The sequence below is a fragment of the Chromohalobacter israelensis DSM 3043 genome (genome assembly GCF_000055785.1).
Classification (GTDB): Bacteria; Pseudomonadota; Gammaproteobacteria; order Pseudomonadales; family Halomonadaceae; genus Chromohalobacter; species Chromohalobacter israelensis.
Map to the genome: position 1 here is coordinate 1345055 of NC_007963.1, position 17903 is coordinate 1362957.

Genomic DNA, 17903 nt, shown 5'->3' on the forward strand with positions numbered 1-17903 from the left:
GCTCCGGGTCACTTGAGCGAGCTGATATCGCGTCGCGTGGCGTGCGTACCGTCACGTTCCAGCACGTCGTTCAGCCAGTGCCCGGCGCGTTCGGCCTTGGCGCTCAGGTAGCGCCGGTTGTGTTCGTTGAGCTTGCCATAGCAGGCCTGGCGGCCGACCACCTCGACACCGCCTCGGCTCATGGCGTCGATCTTGCCGGGATTGTTGGTCAGCAGCTCGATGCGCGTGACGGCAAGGGCCTCGAGCATCTGCAGCGCGACATGATAGCGGCGTTCGTCGTCGCCGAAGCCCAGCACCTGGTCGGCGTCGACGGTATCCAGGCCGTCGTCCTGCAGGTGGTAGGCCCGCAGCTTGTTGGCCAGACCGATACCGCGCCCTTCCTGGGCGAGGTACAGCAGAATGCCGCCACCGCGTTCGGCGATGGCGGCCACGCTGCCGCGCAATTGCTCGCCGCAATCGCAGCGCAGGCTGCCGAACAGGTCGCCGGTGAGACACGCCGAGTGCAGGCGCGTCGGAACGGCGTCGGCCCATTGGGCAGGATCGCCCACCAGTACCGCCAGGTGCTCGCGCAGGCCGTCGCTTTCGCGGAACAGCACGAATCGCGTGCGATCAGCCTCGGCCAGCGGTATCTCCGCCTCGCTGATGCGCTTGAGGGAGGTCATGTCGCCTTCGTCGTAACGCTGCACATCCTCGAGGGACACGACCAGCAAGGTGCCGTCGGCGATGAGGGCGTTCACCGCCTCGCGGCGTGATGGGGCCACCGTGGCGCTCAAGGCGGCGGGCACCAGCAGTCCGCGTCGCATCAGGCCCAGTGCCGCCGTCTCCGCCGGTGTGGCGGGCTGCGATGCCTCGGGCGTTTCGGCCTCGGCTGCCATGGCCCAGGCCACGACATCGCCGGCACGCTGGTCCGCGCTGAGCGGCAGGTGTACGGCGTGAGAGACTTCGTGCATCGGCGCGCCCAGGCAGGCGAGTCGATGCTCGGTGATCACCAGGCCCGGCGCATGGCCGGTCAGGGCGGCGAGTGACGTCAGGGTCTCGTCGTCGATGCCTTCCAGTGGCTGAATCACGACGTCGTCTTGCGGGGTGCGCAGCACGATCGGCAAGCCGCGGCGCACGTCGAAGATCGCACGTTCTACCTGTCTCATGAGCCTCTCCTTGGTTTTTTCGCGTCGTAATGCTTCGATGACGTCTGGTCCGCCTGCGGCGCCTCGTCTCGCGACGTGGCCAGACGGCAGGCGGGATGGCGTTTTCGCCGGCACACGGCATGGGAGACCGTATGAGCGCTTCGATACTCGATGCAGCGTTGGCCTGGCAATGGATCGGCCAGATTCGCGAACAGGACTGGCATGCCCAGGCCACGCTGACGCTGCGCTCGCCAGCGTGTACCTTGCGGGTTCAACGCGGCGGTGACTGGCAGGCCGAGGGCGAGGTGACGGCGGACGCCGCGGCGCTGCTCGATACCTTGCTGCCCTGCTGTGCCACGCCGGGGCGTTTCGTCATCGGCCAGCTCGGGCAGAGCCTCGATGGGCGCATCGCCACGGTCAGCGGTGCGTCGCATTACGTCACCGGCGAGGCGAGTCGCGTGCATCTGCACCGGCTGCGCGCGCTGGTCGATGCCGTCCTGATCGGCGCGGGGACGGCATGCGCCGACGACCCACGGCTCAGCGTGCGGCACGTGTCGGGACATAACCCGGTTCGCGTGATTCTCGATCCCAATGGGCGCGTGCCCGCCACCCAGGGCGTGTTCCAGAACGACGAGGCGCCGACCTTGCACATCACGCGGCATCCGTTGCCTCGGGGAGCGCTGGGGGCGCATGTCGATACCTGTGTGGTCGAAGATGCCGCCGACCTGACGCCGGCTGCCTTGTGCAGGACCCTGGCAGCACGCGGCTTGCGGCGTGTGCTGGTCGAAGGCGGCGGGCAGACCGTGTCGCGCTTCTTGGCCGACGGCGAGCTCGATCGCCTGCATGTCGTGGTGGCGCCGCTGTTGATCGGCTCGGGGCGTCCGGCGGTGAGTCTCGCCGAGATCGAGACGCTCGACACCGCCCTGCGACCACCGTGCCGCACGTTCGCGATGGGAGACGATACCTTGTTCGATCTGGCGCTGCGTGCCGTCGACGCGGCGTGATACGTCATCGTGCATGGCGGTCTCCTCAGCGTTCGCTCGTCAGCGGGGCGCCCGGCGGCGGGGTGTCGCGGCCCTGGCGTGGCGGACGCCGACGGCACAGCAGCCATGCCCCCGGCAGGCTCGAGACCAGCACGATCACGCCATACACCAGCGAGATCGCCACGCCTTGCGCGGGGTCCAGGCCCGCACCCATCCATACCAGCGCCGCGGCCCCCTCGCGGAGCCCCCATCCGGCGACGGAAAGCGGAATCGCCATGACCATGAGAACCGGCGGGATCAAGGGCAGCAGGGTGCTCAGGGCGATATCCGCGCCGATGGCCCGGGCGGCGATGGCGTAGATCGCGATATAGCTGGCCACCACGCCGAGCGACCCCAGGGACTGCCACAACCACACGCTCGATGCCACCAGGGCGACCTCGAGATCGTGCAGCGTATGACGCAGCCAGGCGGGCGGGCGCCGGCAGGCCCAGAGTGCCAGCGCGGCGAGCCCGGCGATCCCTGCCACGAGCCCGGTCCACGAGGCATTGCCCAGTCGGAAGAAGAGGGCGGCCAGGCTGTCGCGCAGCGCCGGCGCGGCGGCCAGGCCCACCAGTGCGATGAGCAGCAGCATGACTTGTCCGGACAGGCGTTCGATGACGACGGCACGCCAGGCACGTGCGCGGTCGAGGCTCGACTGGGCATGTCGCCAGGCACGCGTGGCATCGCCCACGACGCCGCCGGGCAGGACCTGATTGAGGAAGGTGGCCGCATAGTATTCGGCGACCGCGCGACGCAGCGAGAGCGTCAGCCCCATGCGTCTGGCCGTCAGGCGCCAGCGCCAGGCGGACAGCATGACCTGGGGAGCGCTGATCAGCAGCGCCAGCCACAGCCAGCCCGGGGCGGGAGCGGCGAAGGCGTCGCGTAGCGCCTGGGCGTCCAGTCGCCAGGCGAGCAGGCCGATCAAGGCGCCGCTGACACCCAGGCGCAGCAGCATGGCGTTAGCGCGGGCCATGGTCCGGCTCCGGTGCGGCGAACACGTCGCGATGACCGACGTAGAGATCGACCAGACCCTGATCCAGCGCTTCGCGGCGACGCCGCCACCAGCGATCGATACGTGCACGTTCTTCCGGCGCTTGTTCGCGGGCGGCGCCGGCCCAGCCGTCGAGCAGGCTCAGGGCCAGAGGACGTTGGGCGGGACCCAGTCGCCAAGGACTCGGGGCGTCGACGAGCCGGAAGTCCCGTTCGGCGAAGGCGGTGGCGAGCGCCTGGGGGGCGGCCGTGCCCAGGGCAGGGCCGAAGCCCTTGTCGCGGCGCTGATGCGCGGCCAGGGTGGTGAACAACCAGGCATCGTCGCGATCGGTGACATCGGTGTCGTCGACGCAAAATCGGGTATCGCCATCCACGCTCAGGGCGATCAGGGCGGCACAGCGGTGTCGCGCGCAAGCCGCCGCCAGGGACGCGACCCAGGTGTCGCTGACCAGATCGCACAGCGCCGAGGCGGTGACCAGATCGACGCCTGTCAGCCAATCTGCCGCCAAGGCGTTCAGATCGTGTTGCTGGGTGGTCAGGCGAATCGGCGTGCCGTCCATGTCGCGAAGCGGCTGGCAGCGTCCCACGGCATGCCCCAGCAGGTCGGCGTCATGATCGATGAGCCGCCATGTCTGGGGCCCGGGAAGACGCGGTGCGAGATAGCGCACGTTGGCCCCGCTGCCGCTGCCCAGGTCGACGAGTCGTGCCTCGCGTGCCTGGCAGCGTGCGGCGAGCCAGGCGCCGGCGGCTTGCGTCGGCAGAGCGGCACGCGCGCTGTGGTCGGCATGCTCGCGACGCGTGAGCCAGCTTTCGCTGAAGATGGCGGCCGTGTTCATGTCGTGCCTCGTTCGAGGGCGGCGGCAAAGGCATCACCCACCTGCGACCAGTCGCGCAGCGCGGCGCGCTGGCGCTCGGCACCTTCCCGCCAGTATCGGCGATGTGCCGGGTCGGCGAGCATGTCGCGCAGGGCGCGAGCCAGGGCCTCGCTGTCGCCGGGCGGTACCTTGATGCCGGCATCGTCGGGGAGGGTATGCGCCAATGCCCCGCCGGTGGTGGTGATCACGGGCAGTGCATGCGCCAGCGCCTCGCTGACGACCATGCCGTATCCTTCGTAATGCGAGGGCAGCACGAAGATGTCGCTGCCCTGGTAGGCCGCGCCGAGCGCCTCGGCGGGACGTTCGCCGAGAAGATGTAAGCGTGTCTCCAGGCCATGCTCGGCGATGCGCGCCCGGACATGCTCGACATGCGCCGGCGCCCGGTCCAGGCCGCCGATGCAGTCGCATGTCCAGGGCAGGTCGGTGAGGGTGGCCAGGGCCTCGACGAGCACATCATGCCCCTTGCGGGGAGTGACCGTGGCCACGCACAACAGGCGGGGCACATCGCCGTTGCCGCGCGCTGCCGGGGCGCGTTCCACGCCGGGTTCGACCACATGCAGGCGTTCGGCGGTGACGCCGAAATCGGCGAGGCGGCGAGCGGTGAACGCACTGGTGACGATGACATCGCGCACGGCCGACAGCGCCCGGGTTTCGCTGATCGTGAAGCGCTCGCGTTCGGCGTCGCCAAGCCCCGTCTCGTCGGCGAGCGGGTGATGCACCAGGGCGGTGATCGCCAGGCGGCCGGCGTGCGAGTCGACGACCTCCGGCAAGCCGCCCATTGCCAGGCCGTCGATGACGACTCGGGCGCCATCGGGTAGGGCCGCCAGCGCGTCGTCCAGGGCCCGGCGTGCGGTGCCGTCGGGCTCGGGGAAGCGACCCTCGAGGCCGATGACCCGCACCTGCCAATCACGCTGGCGCAGCGCCTCGACGATGCGGGCATCGTAGACGTAGCCTCCGGTCAACTGATCGGGATCGCCGGCCACGATCAGTGTCAGCACTTCGCTCATAGGGCGCCCTCGTAACTGGCCCAGGCGATGTGCGATTCATGCAGCGTGACGCCAAGCCCCGTCAGACCATAGCCCGTCTCGCCCAGTTCGCCGTCGCGAATCGCATGGGCGAGACGCTCGAAGATCACCTTGGCCATGAATTCGGTGGTCGTGTTGCGGCCTTGAAATTCGGGGATCTCGTCGAGGTTGTTGAAGTTGAGTTCGCCGAGGACACGCGACAGCGTCTGGCTGGCCAGGCCGATGTCGACGATCAAGTCGTCACGGTCGAGCTCCGGACGCTTGAAGGCGACATCCACCACATAGGTGGCGCCATGGAGGCGCTGTGCCGGGCCGAAGATATCGCCGTTGAAACTGTGCGCGATCATGAAGTGATCTCTGACGGTCAAGCTGAACATCCGTGTGTCTCCTTGTGCCTTTGCGTTCGTGAAGTGGGGTGCGTCGGCAACGTGTCGGGGCGCTCGTCAGGCCGGCCGAAGCCGCGCAAGCGCTTCAGGGGTAACGTATACGATGACAGAGCCCCGGACGGTGCGCGGTGCTGAGTCGTGCCAGTGTCGTCGGCAGGTCCGCGAAGTCGCTTTCCCCGTCGATGAGGGCATCGAGGCGTGCGTCACGCAGCAACGACAAGGCCAGTTGCAGGCGCTGCGAGTGGCTGCGCCGGGCACGCCGCGCTGGCGATACGCCGCCGACCTGGCTGGCACGCAGCGTCAAGCGCTGCGAGTGGAAGGCCTCGCCGAGGGGTAGCGTGACGTCGTCTTGCCCGAACCAGCTCAGCTCGATGATCTCCGCCTCGTACCCCGCCAGCGGGAGCGCGCTGCGCAGGCCTGCCGGGCTGCCACTGGCGTGGATGATCACGTCCTGGGCGCCCTCGGCGTCGTGGGGGTGGCGGAACGCCACCCCCAGCGCGGCGGCCAGTTCTGCCTTGTCGGCATCGATATCCAGCAGTTGGACGCGCACGCCGGCGATCTGTCGGCACAGCCAGGCAACCAGGCCACCCACCACGCCGGCGCCGATCACGGTGATACGGTCGCCGATGCGCGGCGCGGCATCCCACAGCGCGTTGATGGCGGTTTCCATGTTGGCGCCGAGGATCGCCCTGGCTGCCGGCAGGTCGTCCGGCAGCGGCACCACGGCCTCGATGGGCACCACATAACGTGTCTGATGAGGATAGAGACAGAACACGTCGCGTCCCCGCCAGGCCGCAGGCCCCGCCTCGACGACACCGACATTGGCATAGCCGTACTTGACCGGGCCGGGAAAGTCGCCTTCCTGGAAGGGAGCGCGCATGCGAGTGTATTCGCTCTCCGGGACCTTGCCCTGGAACACCAGACTTTCCGTGCCGCGGCTGACGGCACTGAAATGGCTGCGGATGAGCAGGGCATCTTCGTCCCGTGGCGGTAGGGGCTGGGATCTTATTTCACCGTGCCCCGGTGACAGCGTCCAAAAGGCGTCGGCGTTCGCTGCGTGCATAGGCAACCTCCTTCGTTGTCTCGAGTATCGTCCATGAGACCCTTACATGTACAGCTATTGTACATATCGTTTTTTATGTACCATTTTTTATTTGTGTCATATAACGTCAGCGTAGTGAAAGTGACGCTCGCTGGCGGGTTTATCTGCCATAGTGAATGAAAAACATGCTGCACCAAGGGGTATCGCATGCGTGATTCTTCGCGTCCTCCCCAGGCTCGTCGACCGGCGTGGGCTCACGGCCTGCCCGCCGGCATGGAATTGCTGGCCGGGCTGGGCCTGGTGGGGCTGCTGGTGGAGGCCGTGCAATGGCGGCTGGCGGCTCCGCGCGGGCTCGGCTGGTCGGTAGGGGGCGTCTACCTGGGCATGGCGCTGATCATCCTCTGGGCATGGCCCGCGGCGCGGCGCTGGCTGGGATGGGCCAACCGGGTCACGTTGCTGCGCGCCGTGTTGATCGCCTTGCTCGCCGGCAGCATGGCGTTTCCGGCGTTCATGGAACGACACGTCCTCGAGATGACATGGGTGGCGCTGCTTGCACTGTGCCTGGACGGCATCGATGGCTGGGTGGCGCGTCATACGCACTCCGCCAGCGATTTCGGCGCGCGTTTCGACATGGAACTGGACGCATTTTTCATCATGGTGCTGTGCTGCGCGCTCATCGTGCTCGACAAGCTCGGCGGGTGGGTGCTGGTGGTGGGCGCCATGCGTTACACCTTCGTGGCGGCGGGGCATGCATGGACATGGTTGCGGCGACCGTTATTCCCGAGTCTGCGCCGCAAGGCGGTCTGCGTATGGCAGGTCGCCAGTCTGCTGGTGGCGCTGCTGCCCTGGGTGTCATCTTTCTGGGCGGCGCTCTGTGTCGGCGTGGCGCTGGCGCTGCTGATCTATTCCTTCGCGCGCGATGTCGTCTGGTTGTATCACCATCGCCACATGGGGGGCTGAGGCCTGGGGGCTCGCGGTATCCTTGAGTGGTCGCTGAGCGACACGATTCGGGCTGTGCGTCGGGGCGGCCCGTTCCGTCGTGGGACGCTTCCGGTGACGCTATTCCAGGTGACTCAGGTGGTTGATGAATTGTGTGAAGATCTCCGCCTGGGTGGAGGTGTTCAGTCGTGCATGGATGTTCTTGCGGTGCACCTTGACCGTACCGACGCTGATTTTCAGGTGGTCGGCAATCGCCTGGGAGGAAAAGCCGCGGAGTATGAGGTCGGTGATCTCGCGCTCTCGCTGCGTCAGCACGCCGCTGGCGAAAGTACGCAAGGCGCGCTTCATGGGGCCGTCGGAGCGGCCATACTGCAGGAACTCGTCGGACTGCGTCTGCCAGAACTGACGCATGAGCGCGCTGATGATCGGGTGAAAGTCCTGCAAGGCGTTCAGCTCGATGCGCGAAATGCTTTCCAGCGAGGCCTTCCGCCCGAGCGTGATGGCGCAGGTCACCTCGTCATCGAGATGGATCAAGAGATTGATCTCATCCACCAGTCCGAAATTCTGGTAGCAGGTCTGGTAGTACTCGGTACTCTTGAAGGAATCCGGCATGATATCGGCAAGGCGCACGATGCCGGGTGAGGCGGTGTTCTTGATGGCATGAAAAAGCGGGTCGAGGACATAGGCGTGGTTGATGTACTGCCGCAGGGTATCGCTCTGCTCCGCCGGATCGGAAGGATGGACGAGAATCGGCCGCAGCGATTTCTTGTAGGTCAGCAACAGAATCGTGTCGAAGCAGCACAGGGTCGACAGGAAGGCTTCCAGCATCACCGGAAAGCTGCGCAATCGCTGATGCTCGATGAGGACACCCAGGTTTTTCTGCCAGCTCTCATTGGTCTGTATCTGATTGACGCGATCTCTCATCGCTTGTCCTTGCTTCTTGTATGCGGCCGAAAGGGCGCTATCAGGGATAGCCTCCAAGGCTAAGCCAGATGATCAGCCGGTACCAGCCCGGCTCGCGTGGCGAGCATGCCGCAGGCAGTTCGCCAGTCCCGAGGCAGGTCGTCTTCCGGCGGCCGAATACCCCCAGGGTGATAGATACAGCATTATCTGGATGGGATACCTTAAGGCTCTGGTTTTCGAAAAAAGCTCTCAAGAGTCATGCGTATGACGACGGATAAAAAACAGGGCAAGTCCCGCGAGCTGGATCTCTTTATCACGGATTTGAACGGCAACTTGCGCGGCAAGCGTCTGCCCGCCAGCGGCTTGAAGAAACTCCGCAAGGAAGGGCTCAAACTACCGCTCTCGGTAGTGGGCTTCGATTTCTGGGGGGCGGATGTTCTGGACAATGGCCTGGTATTCGAGACCGGTGACAGTGACGGCGTCTGCATGCCTGTCAGCCAAGAGCCGATTCCGGTGCCCTGGTCGGAAGCGCCGCGTGACCAGATGCTGGCGATGATGTTCAATCCCGACGGTACGCCCTTCGGGGCCGATCCTCGTCAGGTGCTCAACCGCATGGTCGATCGCTTCTCCGCAAAGGGGCTGACGCCGGTACTGGCGACCGAACTCGAGTTTTACCTGATGGATGCCGAATCGGAAAGCGTGCAGCGTCCGATACCGCCGGCACTGGCCGATGGCAAAGGGCGTCGTCTCGCCAATGCGGAAGGTTATTCCGTGGAGGAAATGGACGGCTTCGAGGCCTTCTTCGCGGATATCCGTGAGGCCTGCCAGGGACAGGGGATCGGCGCCGACACCATCATTGCCGAGATGGGCCCGGGGCAGTTCGAGGTGAACCTCAACCACGTGGCCGATCCGCTGAATGCGGGCGATCAGGCGATTCTCTTCAAGCGCCTCGTGCGTGGTGTTTCCCGCCGCCACGGCTATGCGGCGACCTTCATGGCCAAGCCTTACGTCGAGGAAAGCGGCAACGGCTTTCACACGCATTTCAGCCTGCTCGACCGCGACGGCAACAATGTTTTCGACGACGGTACCGAGCAGGGCAGTGACCTGTTGCGCCACGCCATCGCCGGGATGATGCAGTTGATGCCGGAGAGCATGCTGGTGTTCGCGCCGCATCTGAATTCCTATCGTCGCTTCATGCCGGGCGCTCATGCACCGACGCATGCCAGCTGGGGGTACGAGAACCGAACGGTGGCCCTGCGTGTGCCGGAAAGCCCCAACCTTGCTCGCCGTATCGAACACCGAGTGGCAGGGGCCGATGCCAATCCGTATCTGGTATTGGCATCCATTCTCGCCGGTGCGCTGCATGGCATGGAAAACGCACTCGAGCCGGATGCCCCGGTGGAAGGTGATGCCTACGCGGAAGAAAGTCCCCGCTATCCACTGCCGTGCGAGTGGCAGGATGCGATCGCTCGCTTCGAGCAGAGCGAGATTTTGAGGGAATACCTGGGCGAAGAGTTCGTGCGTGTCTACGCGCAAGCCAAGCGCCAGGAGCGCCGCCGGCTGAACGAGCGCATCTCCGATGTTGAATATGAGGCCTATCTGGGATTGCTCTGATCCCGGCCAGGCCTGAAAAATTCACGGCGCGGCCGTGAGCGAGGAATCCGTCATGACACTGAAGATCGGCATACTGGCCACCGGCACGACGCCGGACAATCTGATCGACCAGTATGGCTCCTACGCCGACATGTTCGTTCGTCTGTTCGAACAGGCCGGCTATGGCTTTACCTTCACTACCTACGATGTGCGCGACGACGTCTTTCCCGAGTCAGCCGATGCCTGCGATGCCTGGATCATCACCGGCTCGAAGTTCAGCGTCTGCGACAAGTCGCCATGGATGGCACGGTTGAAAGACCTGATTCTCGACATCTATGACACCGGCGGCCCGATCGTGGGCATTTGCTTCGGCCACCAGATCGTGGCGGAAGCCTTCGGCGCCGACGTCGATCGGTATCCGCAAGGCTGGGGCGTGGGATTGCATACCTACCGACTGGAGAAGAACGTAGCGGAGCTGAGCGCCCTGGATGGCCGATTCACGCTGAATGCAGTGCATCAGGATCAGGTGCTGAGCAAACCGGAGCAGGCTGACGTCATCGCCTCTTCGTCGTTCTGCCCGTTTGCGGCCCTCCAGTACGACGATCGCATCCTGACCCTGCAGGCGCATCCAGAGTTCGACGTGGCGTTCGAAACGCGGTTGCTTCAGTCACGTCGTGATGCCCCGATTCCGTCGAGCGCGACCGATCCGGCGCTGGTCGCGCTCGACGAGGCGTCGGCGCAGACGGACTCGCTGCAGGTCGCCCACTGGATGGCCGAGTTCCTGCAGCAGGGTCGACGTCGTTGAGCGTGCCCACGCGTTGTCTGAACGCCCGGCTTGCCCATACCGCGCTTGATGCGACCATCCGGGATCAAGCGGGCCATGTCGCGATAGCCCGATGATCCCGAAGGCCCATGCAACGCTCAGACACGCGGCTGCTGCTGGGTGATGCAGTGGATGTTGCCGCCACCGAGCAGGATCTCGCGGGCATCGACGGCGACGACCCGGCGGCCTGGAAACAGGTTCTCGAGAATGGCGTGTGCCTCGTCGTCATGTGCCGGGTCGAGCCTGGGCATCACCACCACCGAGTTGCCGATGTAGAAATTGACGTAGGAGGCGGCCATGCGGTCGCCCGGTTGCCGTGGGCGCGAACTGCTCAGCCGGTCGACGCCGCTGGCTTCGGTCTCGGCGATGGTCAGCGGACCGGGCATCGGTAGCTTGTGCACGGTAAGCCGCCGTCCCCTGGCATCGGTGGCCGCCTCGAGAATCCCCAGGGCCTCGCGGGAGATGGCATGTTGCGGGTCGCTATCGTCATCGGTCCAGGTCAGCGCCACTTCGCCGGGGGCGACGAAGCAGCACAGGTTGTCGACGTGGCCGTCGGTCTCGTCCTGGAAACAGCCTCGCGGCAGCCAGATGATCTTTTCGACGCCCAGATAGGCGCACAGCAGCCGTTCGATCTCGGGCTTGGCGAGATCGGGATTGCGATTGGGGTTGAGCAGGCACTCCTCGGTGGTGATCAGGGTCCCCTCGCCATCGACGTGGATGGCGCCCCCTTCGACCACCAGCGGGGTGATGAAGCGTTCGATACCGAGGACTTCGGCGATCTTCTGGCGGATGCGACGATCCTTGTCCCAGGGAAAGTAGAGTCCACCGTTGAGTCCGCCCCAGGCGTTGAATTCCCAGTCGACCATGGCCAGGCGACCATCCGGATGGGTCAGGAAGGTCGGCCCGACATCACGCATCCAGGCATCGTTGCTGGAAAGCTCGATCACTCGGATGCGGCTCGGCAACTGGTTGCGGGCGTTCTCGTATTGGTCGTCGTTGACGCCGACGAATACCGTCTCGCTCTCGGCGATCGCGCGGGCCACGGCGACGAACGCCGCCTGGGCCGGCTTGGCGCCATAGCGCCAGTTGTCGGGACGCTGCGGCCAGAGCATCCAGCAGGCGTCGTGCGGGGCGAACTCGGCAGGCATGGAAAAGCCGAGTTCTGCCGGGGTGGCGGTGCGACGCTCCGTCGCGATGTCCGTGTCGTTCATGATGAACCTCAAAGATAACCTGCCGCCAGAAATACCAGCGTGGCCAAGAAGGCGGCAATAAGCGCATAGGGAAGCTGGGTCAGGGCATGGGCCATGGGCGTGCAGCCGCTACCCTGGGCCGACAGCACAGTGGAGTCGCCGTAGAAACAGGCGTGGCTGCCGAAGGCGCTGGCCGAGATCAATGCGCCGATCACCAGTGGCATCTCGGCGTCAACGCTGCTCGCCAGTGGCAGAACGATCGGCATCGCCACGGCGAACAGCCCCCAGAACGAGCCGGTGGCAAAGGCCAGGAACGCCATCGTGACGAAGCTCACTGCCGGCAACAACTGAGCCGTCATCAGCGGTTGCAGCGTCTGGATCACGTATTCGGTGAGTCCCAGCCCGTCATTGACTTCCTTGAGCGTGAAGCCGGCGACCAGCGTGCCCAATGGCATGAGCATGGACTTGAAGCCATCGAGTGCGGTATCGAAGGTGGCGTGAAAGCTCATCAGACGCTGGCTGAAGATCAGTACCAGGGTCACGGCCAGGGCCACGATCACGCCGCGCAGTATGTCGATATCGAAATACCAGGTGAAGAAGATCAGGCTGGCGATGGGCAGCAGGAAGTTGAGCAGATGCGGGCGGCGCTGGCCTTTATCTTCGGTCTCCAGGGCGTTTTCCTCGGCGCCGTCGGGCATTACCTGGCCGCCGCTGGCGCGCAGTTCGGCCGTCTTCATGGGCCCGATGGCGGGGATCCAGCCCATCGCGACCAGCGGCACCACCGCGGCGGCAATCCAGGCATAGAACATGAAGGGGATCGCCTCGATGTAAAGTCCCATGCCGCTGCCGGTCACATCGTTTTCCTCGAGCAGTCCGGCGAAGAACACGGCCCAGGTCGAGAAGGGGACCAGGATGCAGATCGGCGCGGCGGTGGAGTCGACGATGTAGGCGAGCATCTCTCGCGAGACCTTGAAGCGGTCGGTGATCTTCTTCATCGAGGCGCTGATCGCCAGGGCATTGAGATAGTCGTCGACGAAGATGGCCAGACCGAGGAGCCAGGTGGTCAGCAGTCCCTGGCGCCGGCCGTGGATGCGACGAGTCATGACGTCGCCGAAGGTCAGCACGCCACCGGTACGCACCAGTAGCGCGATCAGGCTGCCGAACAGCCCGCAGACCAGGATGATCCAGGTCACGGTATCGTTGCCGAGCACCGTGAGCAACGTGTCGGAAGCCTGGGTCACCACGCTTGTCGGATCGATCATCAACATGCCGACCAGGGCGCCGGTCATCAGCGACTCGATGGTGCGGCGGGTGATGATGGCCATGATCAGCACAATCAGGGTGGGAAACAGGCTCCAGAGTCCGTAAGTGTCCATGTCATACTCTTTTGTGATTGTGGTGTCGGGAATCGAGCCCGTGGATGGCTCCGGCAGGCCGCCCTGTTCGAAGGCACTGCAAACCCTTCCATGAGCGCTACATTCGCCATTCATTGCGAATGCCCTTCTGACGGGCGACCTGCCTCGGATGCTCCCATCGGGCAGGTCGAGAAGGCGTTTTTACAGGTAGCCGTCGGCCTTGAGGGTCGCTGTCGTGGCGGTCAGCGCGGCGTCGAGGATATCCACCACGCGGTCGACGGTTTCCCGCGTCCAGATCAGCGGTGGCGACACGATGTTGAGGTGTCCGACCGGGCGAATGATCAGACCGCGCTGCTGTGCCTCGAAGGCGACTCGGTCGCCCACCCGTGCCTCCACAGGGAAGAGCGCCTTGGTCTGCTTGTCGGCGACGTTCTCGAGACACATCATGAAATGGCTGCCACGCACGTCGCCCACCGTGGCGTGATGCGACAACGATGCCAGGCGTTCCTCGAGGTAGGGGCCCACCTCGCGGACGTTTTCGCAGATCCCCTCGCGCTCGATGATCTCGATGTTCTTGAGAGCCGCCGCGCAGCTCACCGGATGCCCGGAATAGGTAAAGCCGGTGCTCAGCACGCCGCCCGGCCCCTGCGGCGTGGACAGCACGTCGTAGAGCGTGTCGGAGATCAGCGTCGCGCCCAGCGGTGCATAGCCGGAAGACAGCCCCTTGGCGCAGTTGATGATATCGGGTTGGGTCTCGTACACCGCCTCGGAGGCGAAGAAGTGCCCCAGGCGACCGAAACCGGTCACGACCTCGTCGGCGATGTAAAGGATGTCGTTGGCGCGACACACCGCCTGCATGCGCTTGTGATAGTCCGTCGGTGCCACCAGCACGCCGCCGGCGCCCATGATCGGCTCGGCGATGAAGGCGGCGATGTTGTCGGCGCCGATCTCGGCGACGGTGTCCTCGAACTCCCGGACCAGGTGGTCGCAGTAGTCGGCTTCGGTCATCCCCTCGGGGCGCCGGTAGCAGTTGGCCTCGCTGAGATGGGTGACCAGGTGATCGAGGGTATCGAAGTCCCAGTTGTTGCTGGCGATGCCGGTCAGGGTCGCGGCGAGGTAGGTGGTGCCGTGGTAGGCGTTGTTGCGTGAAATGATGCGCTTCTTGGCCGGCTTGCCGAGGCGGTTGAAGTAGTAATGCACCAGGCGGATGGTGGCGTCGTTGGCCGTCGAGCCGCCGCAGCTGTAGAAGACGTGGTTGAGGTGCGCGGGGGCGAGCTCGGCCAGCCTGGCGGAAAGCTCGGCGGCCGGGGCGTTGGACAGGTTGTTGAAGGTCGAGAAGTAGGCCATGCGGGTGGCCTGATCGGCCATCGCCTCGCCGATCTCGCGGCGGCCGTGACCGACGTTGACGCACCACAGCCCGGCGATGCCGTCGATGAAACGGTTGCCCTTGGCATCCTGGACGTAGATGCCGTCGCTGTCGGTGATCAGGTCGCAGCCCTCCTCGTGAAAGGTGCTGAAGTCGGTGAACGGATGGATGAAGTGATCCTTGTCTTTCTGCCACAGCGCTTGGGCATCGTGGGCACGGGTCTCGATGGTCATGGTGTCGTCTCGCACGTTGAAAGCGGTCAGTGCCGGGATGGGTGGCCGCGATGAGTCGTCGTTGTGATACGTCGTTGCGTTCGCAAAGAGACTAGCGAGGAAGGGTAGGGCGGGAATATATCCTGATAGGGGTATATCGCAACGACCCGGGAGCCGCCTAATGTGTTCCATGACCCAAACACCTGACAAGCACAAAGGGGAGACTTCATGGCGGTTTCCATTGACGGCCAACGGCTGTGGGACAGTCTGATGGCGATGGCCGAGATCGGCCCGACCGAAAACGGCGGTAGTTGTCGCCTGGCCTTGACGCCGGAAGATGCCGCCGGACGACGCCTGCTGCTCGACTGGTGCGAGGCGCTCGGTTGTACCTGGCAGGTCGATCGCGTCGGCAACCTCTTCATCCGCCGCGCCGGCAAGCGCGACGATCTCGCGCCAGTGGCCATGGGAAGTCATCTCGATACCCAGCCCAAGGGCGGTCGCTTCGACGGCATTCTCGGCGTTCTGGCCGGGCTCGAAGTGCTGCGCACACTCGCGGACCGCGACATCGTCACCGAGCGGCCGCTGGTACTGGTGGTCTGGACCAACGAGGAAGGCAGCCGTTTCGCGCCGGCCATGGTCGCTTCCGGTACCTATGCCGGTGCGTTCAGCGTCGAGTCGACCCTGGCCCGTGAGGACCGCGACGGCGTGACGTTCGGCGAGGCGCTCGAGGCCTGCGGTTATGCCGGCGAATCGCCGGTCGGCGAGCCGCGTCTGGACAGCTTCTTCGAGCTGCACATCGAACAGGGCCCGGTGCTCGAGGAAGAAGGCGAGACCATCGGCGTGGTGACCGGTGTCCAGGGCATGCGCTGGTTCGACGTGACACTTGCGGGGCAGTCGGCCCATGCCGGTCCCACCCCCATGCGTTATCGGCGCGATGCCCTGGCCGCGGCGGCGCGTCTGATCGACCGGCTGCAGGCCCATGCGCTGGCCGACGAAAGCGGCGACACCAAGGTGACCTGCGGCTGCCTGGAGGTCGTGTCCGCCTCTCGCAATGTGGTGCCAGGCGACGTCAAGCTCACCATCGACCTGCGCCATGTGGTAGAGAACGAACTCGACGCATTGCAGGCGTATTTCGAGGGACTGCTCAGCGAAGTGGGCGAGACCTGCGGCGTCACGGTGACCCAGGAGCGGATCTGGGCCTCGCCGGTGGTCGAGTTCGCCCCCGAGTGCGTCGCTGCGGTGGAACGTGGCGCCCGAGAGCAGGGGCTGAAATACCGTCGCATGATGAGCGGTGCCGGTCATGATGCCGTCTATGTGTCGCGGGTCGCGCCGACGGCCATGATCTTCGTGCCCTGCCGCGACGGCATCAGCCACAACGAGGCCGAATACGCCACGCCGGAAGACTGTGCCGCAGGCACGCAAGTGCTCTGCGATGCGATTCTTGAACGCGCCAACCGTGCGTCCTGATACTGGGAGAACAACATGACTCACTCCACCCCTTCAAACCCTGTCACTCACGCCGATTGGCAGGCCCTGGCCGAGCACCTGACTGTCGAAGCAGGCCTCGAGGCGCGTGCCTATATCGATGACACCTTCGTCGATGCCGCCGATGGCGCGACCTTCACCACGCTCAATCCGGCCACCGGCGAGACGCTCGCCGAAGTGGCCAGTTGCGATGCGGCCGACGCCGAGACGGCGGTGTCGGTGGCGCGGCGTGCCTTCGAGAGCGGCGCGTGGTCGCGTTCGTCACCGGGCGAACGCAAGGCCGTGCTGCTGCGTCTGGCCGACCTGATGGAGGCGCACAAGCACGAGCTGGCGCTGCTCGACAGCCTGGACATGGGGAAGCCGGTATCGAGTGCCATGGGCGACATGGCCGGTGCCATCGGTTGCATTCGTCACCATGCCGAGTCCATCGACAAGCTCTATGGTGAAATCGCGCCCACCGGCGAGGAAAGCCTGGGGCTGGTTCTGCGCGAGCCGCTGGGTGTGGTGGCGTCGATCGTGCCCTGGAACTTCCCGTTGATGATGACGGCCTGGAAGATCGGCCCGGCGCTGGCGGCTGGCAACAGTGTCATCCTCAAGCCGTCGGAAAAATCACCGCTTTCGGCGTTGCGCCTCGCCCAGCTGACGCGCGAAGCCGGCTTGCCGCGCGGCGTTTTTCAGGTACTGCCCGGCTTCGGTCATACCGTGGGCAAGGCCTTGGCATTGTCCATGGGGGTCGACTGTCTGGCCTTTACCGGCTCCACCGGGGTCGGCAAGCAATTGATGCAGTACGCCGGTCAGTCGAATCTCAAGAAGGTCTTTCTGGAGTGTGGCGGCAAGAGTCCGAATCTCGTGTTCGCCGACTGCAAGGACCTGGATCGCGTGGCCGAACACGCTGCTGCCGCGATCTTCCACAATCAGGGCGAGGTGTGCATCGCCGGCTCGCGCCTGCTGGTCGAGAACAGCATTCGCGAGCGTTTCGTCGGCAAGGTGCTGGCCGCCGCCGAACGCATGCAGCCCGGCGACCCGTTGGATCCGGCGAGCTTCATGGGCGCGATGGTCGATCAGACCCAGTATCAACGCGTACTCGACTACATCCGCCAGGGTGTCGAAGAAGGCGCGACGCTACGTGCCGGCGGCCAGGCGCTGGATATCGAGGGGGCCAAGGGCCTGTTCATCGGGCCGACGGTATTCGATGGCGTCACCGACACCATGGCCATCGGTCGGGAGGAAATATTCGGCCCGGTATTGGCGGTGTTCGGCTTCGACACCGAGGAGGAGGCCGTACGTCTGGCCAACGACAGCGACTACGGCCTGGCGGCGGGCCTGTGGAGTCAGGACATCGATCGCATCATGCGCGTCACCCGTCGGCTGCGCTCGGGCCAGGTCTTCGTCAACAACTGGGCCGATATGGATCAGACGGTGCCCTTCGGCGGGGTCAAGCAGTCCGGCAACGGTCGCGACAAGTCCCACCATTCGCTGGAGGAATACTCCGATCTCAAGACCGTCTGGATGACGCTCGCCACCTGAGCGCCGCCCACGCCATGCATCAGGGCGGGAGCATCGGCTCATTCGT

16 protein-coding genes are annotated in these 17903 nt (G+C 65.1%); 6 read left to right on the forward strand and 10 right to left on the reverse strand.

The features are described from left to right. Positions 1 to 8: 8 nt before the first annotated feature. On the reverse strand, positions 9 to 1145 hold the full coding sequence (locus CSAL_RS05965; RefSeq protein WP_011506474.1) for a GTP cyclohydrolase II: 1137 nt from the start codon (positions 1143 to 1145) through the stop codon (positions 9 to 11). Positions 1146 to 1276: 131 nt separating this feature from the next. Between CSAL_RS05965 and CSAL_RS05970 the strand changes: the two genes are divergently transcribed. Further along, complete coding sequence (locus CSAL_RS05970) at positions 1277 to 2128, forward strand: RibD family protein (RefSeq protein WP_011506475.1); 852 nt, start codon at positions 1277 to 1279, stop codon at positions 2126 to 2128. A 25-nt stretch (positions 2129 to 2153) separates the two neighbouring features. On the opposite strand, the gene CSAL_RS05975 is transcribed toward CSAL_RS05970, so the two are convergent. The 5 genes from CSAL_RS05975 to CSAL_RS05995 all read right to left on the reverse strand — a co-directional run bounded on the left by CSAL_RS05975 (position 2154) and on the right by CSAL_RS05995 (position 6485). Beyond that, the gene (locus CSAL_RS05975) at positions 2154 to 3119 is read right to left on the reverse strand and encodes a lysylphosphatidylglycerol synthase transmembrane domain-containing protein (protein ID WP_011506476.1); all 966 of its coding nucleotides are present in this window, start codon (positions 3117 to 3119) and stop codon (positions 2154 to 2156) included. After that, positions 3106 to 3972 (reverse strand): hypothetical protein, encoded by an 867-nt coding sequence (locus tag CSAL_RS17685; protein WP_011506477.1) that lies wholly within the window; start codon positions 3970 to 3972, stop codon positions 3106 to 3108. The genes CSAL_RS05975 and CSAL_RS17685 overlap by 14 nt, the downstream gene beginning before the upstream one ends. Further along, the gene (locus CSAL_RS17690; protein ID WP_011506478.1) at positions 3969 to 5018 is read right to left on the reverse strand and encodes a glycosyltransferase family 4 protein; all 1050 of its coding nucleotides are present in this window, start codon (positions 5016 to 5018) and stop codon (positions 3969 to 3971) included. Before CSAL_RS17690 ends, CSAL_RS17685 begins: the two co-directional genes overlap by 4 nt. Further along, a complete protein-coding gene (locus CSAL_RS05990; RefSeq protein WP_011506479.1) occupies positions 5015 to 5413 on the reverse strand; it encodes a 6-pyruvoyl trahydropterin synthase family protein in 399 nt (132 codons plus the stop codon). Before CSAL_RS05990 ends, CSAL_RS17690 begins: the two co-directional genes overlap by 4 nt. Before the next feature lie 94 nt (positions 5414 to 5507). Continuing rightward, entirely contained in the window at positions 5508 to 6485 is a 978-nt protein-coding gene (locus CSAL_RS05995) for a zinc-dependent alcohol dehydrogenase (protein WP_011506480.1), read from the reverse strand. Between the two features lie 186 nt (positions 6486 to 6671). On the opposite strand from CSAL_RS05995, the gene CSAL_RS06000 reads away from it, so the two are divergent. Next, complete coding sequence (locus CSAL_RS06000) at positions 6672 to 7424, forward strand: CDP-alcohol phosphatidyltransferase family protein (RefSeq protein WP_011506481.1); 753 nt, start codon at positions 6672 to 6674, stop codon at positions 7422 to 7424. 99 nt (positions 7425 to 7523) lie between these two features. Here the strand turns inward: CSAL_RS06000 and CSAL_RS06005 are convergent, their stop codons facing one another. Beyond that, positions 7524 to 8327 carry a response regulator transcription factor gene (locus tag CSAL_RS06005; RefSeq protein WP_011506482.1) on the reverse strand — a complete coding sequence of 268 codons (804 nt, stop codon included), beginning with the start codon at positions 8325 to 8327 and terminating at the stop codon, positions 7524 to 7526. A gap of 237 nt (positions 8328 to 8564) precedes the next feature. Between CSAL_RS06005 and CSAL_RS06010 the strand changes: the two genes are divergently transcribed. Further along, a complete protein-coding gene (locus CSAL_RS06010) occupies positions 8565 to 9920 on the forward strand; it encodes a glutamine synthetase family protein (protein ID WP_011506483.1) in 1356 nt (451 codons plus the stop codon). Between the two features lie 52 nt (positions 9921 to 9972). Continuing rightward, the gene (locus CSAL_RS06015; RefSeq protein WP_011506484.1) at positions 9973 to 10704 is read left to right on the forward strand and encodes a glutamine amidotransferase-related protein; all 732 of its coding nucleotides are present in this window, start codon (positions 9973 to 9975) and stop codon (positions 10702 to 10704) included. Positions 10705 to 10820: 116 nt separating this feature from the next. On the opposite strand, the gene aguA is transcribed toward CSAL_RS06015, so the two are convergent. From aguA to CSAL_RS06030, 3 genes are all read right to left on the reverse strand, one after another. After that, entirely contained in the window at positions 10821 to 11933 is a 1113-nt protein-coding gene (gene aguA / locus CSAL_RS06020; protein ID WP_011506485.1) for an agmatine deiminase, read from the reverse strand. An 8-nt stretch (positions 11934 to 11941) separates the two neighbouring features. Next, positions 11942 to 13288: a Na+/H+ antiporter NhaC family protein gene (locus tag CSAL_RS06025; protein ID WP_011506486.1), complete on the reverse strand. Its 1347-nt coding sequence runs from the start codon at positions 13286 to 13288 to the stop codon at positions 11942 to 11944. Positions 13289 to 13468: 180 nt separating this feature from the next. After that, positions 13469 to 14866 (reverse strand): aminotransferase, encoded by a 1398-nt coding sequence (locus CSAL_RS06030; RefSeq protein ID WP_011506487.1) that lies wholly within the window; start codon positions 14864 to 14866, stop codon positions 13469 to 13471. Positions 14867 to 15073: 207 nt separating this feature from the next. Between CSAL_RS06030 and CSAL_RS06035 the strand changes: the two genes are divergently transcribed. Beyond that, positions 15074 to 16312 carry a Zn-dependent hydrolase gene (locus CSAL_RS06035; RefSeq protein WP_011506488.1) on the forward strand — a complete coding sequence of 413 codons (1239 nt, stop codon included), beginning with the start codon at positions 15074 to 15076 and terminating at the stop codon, positions 16310 to 16312. A 15-nt stretch (positions 16313 to 16327) separates the two neighbouring features. After that, the gene (locus CSAL_RS06040; protein WP_011506489.1) at positions 16328 to 17857 is read left to right on the forward strand and encodes an aldehyde dehydrogenase; all 1530 of its coding nucleotides are present in this window, start codon (positions 16328 to 16330) and stop codon (positions 17855 to 17857) included. Positions 17858 to 17903 lie beyond the last annotated feature (46 nt).

Excerpts from the sequence above, each read along its gene's own strand:
- CSAL_RS05965 (WP_011506474.1), bottom strand. The coding sequence starts at position 1,145 with ATGAGACAGGTAGAACGTGCGATCTTCGACGTGCGCCGCGGCTTGCCG.
- CSAL_RS05970 (WP_011506475.1), top strand. The coding sequence starts at position 1,277 with ATGAGCGCTTCGATACTCGATGCAGCGTTGGCCTGGCAATGGATCGGC.
- CSAL_RS05975 (WP_011506476.1), bottom strand. The coding sequence starts at position 3,119 with ATGGCCCGCGCTAACGCCATGCTGCTGCGCCTGGGTGTCAGCGGCGCC.
- CSAL_RS17685 (WP_011506477.1), bottom strand. The coding sequence starts at position 3,972 with ATGAACACGGCCGCCATCTTCAGCGAAAGCTGGCTCACGCGTCGCGAG.
- CSAL_RS17690 (WP_011506478.1), bottom strand. The coding sequence starts at position 5,018 with ATGAGCGAAGTGCTGACACTGATCGTGGCCGGCGATCCCGATCAGTTG.
- CSAL_RS05990 (WP_011506479.1), bottom strand. The coding sequence starts at position 5,413 with ATGTTCAGCTTGACCGTCAGAGATCACTTCATGATCGCGCACAGTTTC.
- CSAL_RS05995 (WP_011506480.1), bottom strand. The coding sequence starts at position 6,485 with ATGCACGCAGCGAACGCCGACGCCTTTTGGACGCTGTCACCGGGGCAC.
- CSAL_RS06000 (WP_011506481.1), top strand. The coding sequence starts at position 6,672 with ATGCGTGATTCTTCGCGTCCTCCCCAGGCTCGTCGACCGGCGTGGGCT.
- CSAL_RS06005 (WP_011506482.1), bottom strand. The coding sequence starts at position 8,327 with ATGAGAGATCGCGTCAATCAGATACAGACCAATGAGAGCTGGCAGAAA.
- CSAL_RS06010 (WP_011506483.1), top strand. The coding sequence starts at position 8,565 with ATGCGTATGACGACGGATAAAAAACAGGGCAAGTCCCGCGAGCTGGAT.
- CSAL_RS06015 (WP_011506484.1), top strand. The coding sequence starts at position 9,973 with ATGACACTGAAGATCGGCATACTGGCCACCGGCACGACGCCGGACAAT.
- aguA (WP_011506485.1), bottom strand. The coding sequence starts at position 11,933 with ATGAACGACACGGACATCGCGACGGAGCGTCGCACCGCCACCCCGGCA.
- CSAL_RS06025 (WP_011506486.1), bottom strand. The coding sequence starts at position 13,288 with ATGGACACTTACGGACTCTGGAGCCTGTTTCCCACCCTGATTGTGCTG.
- CSAL_RS06030 (WP_011506487.1), bottom strand. The coding sequence starts at position 14,866 with ATGACCATCGAGACCCGTGCCCACGATGCCCAAGCGCTGTGGCAGAAA.
- CSAL_RS06035 (WP_011506488.1), top strand. The coding sequence starts at position 15,074 with ATGGCGGTTTCCATTGACGGCCAACGGCTGTGGGACAGTCTGATGGCG.
- CSAL_RS06040 (WP_011506489.1), top strand. The coding sequence starts at position 16,328 with ATGACTCACTCCACCCCTTCAAACCCTGTCACTCACGCCGATTGGCAG.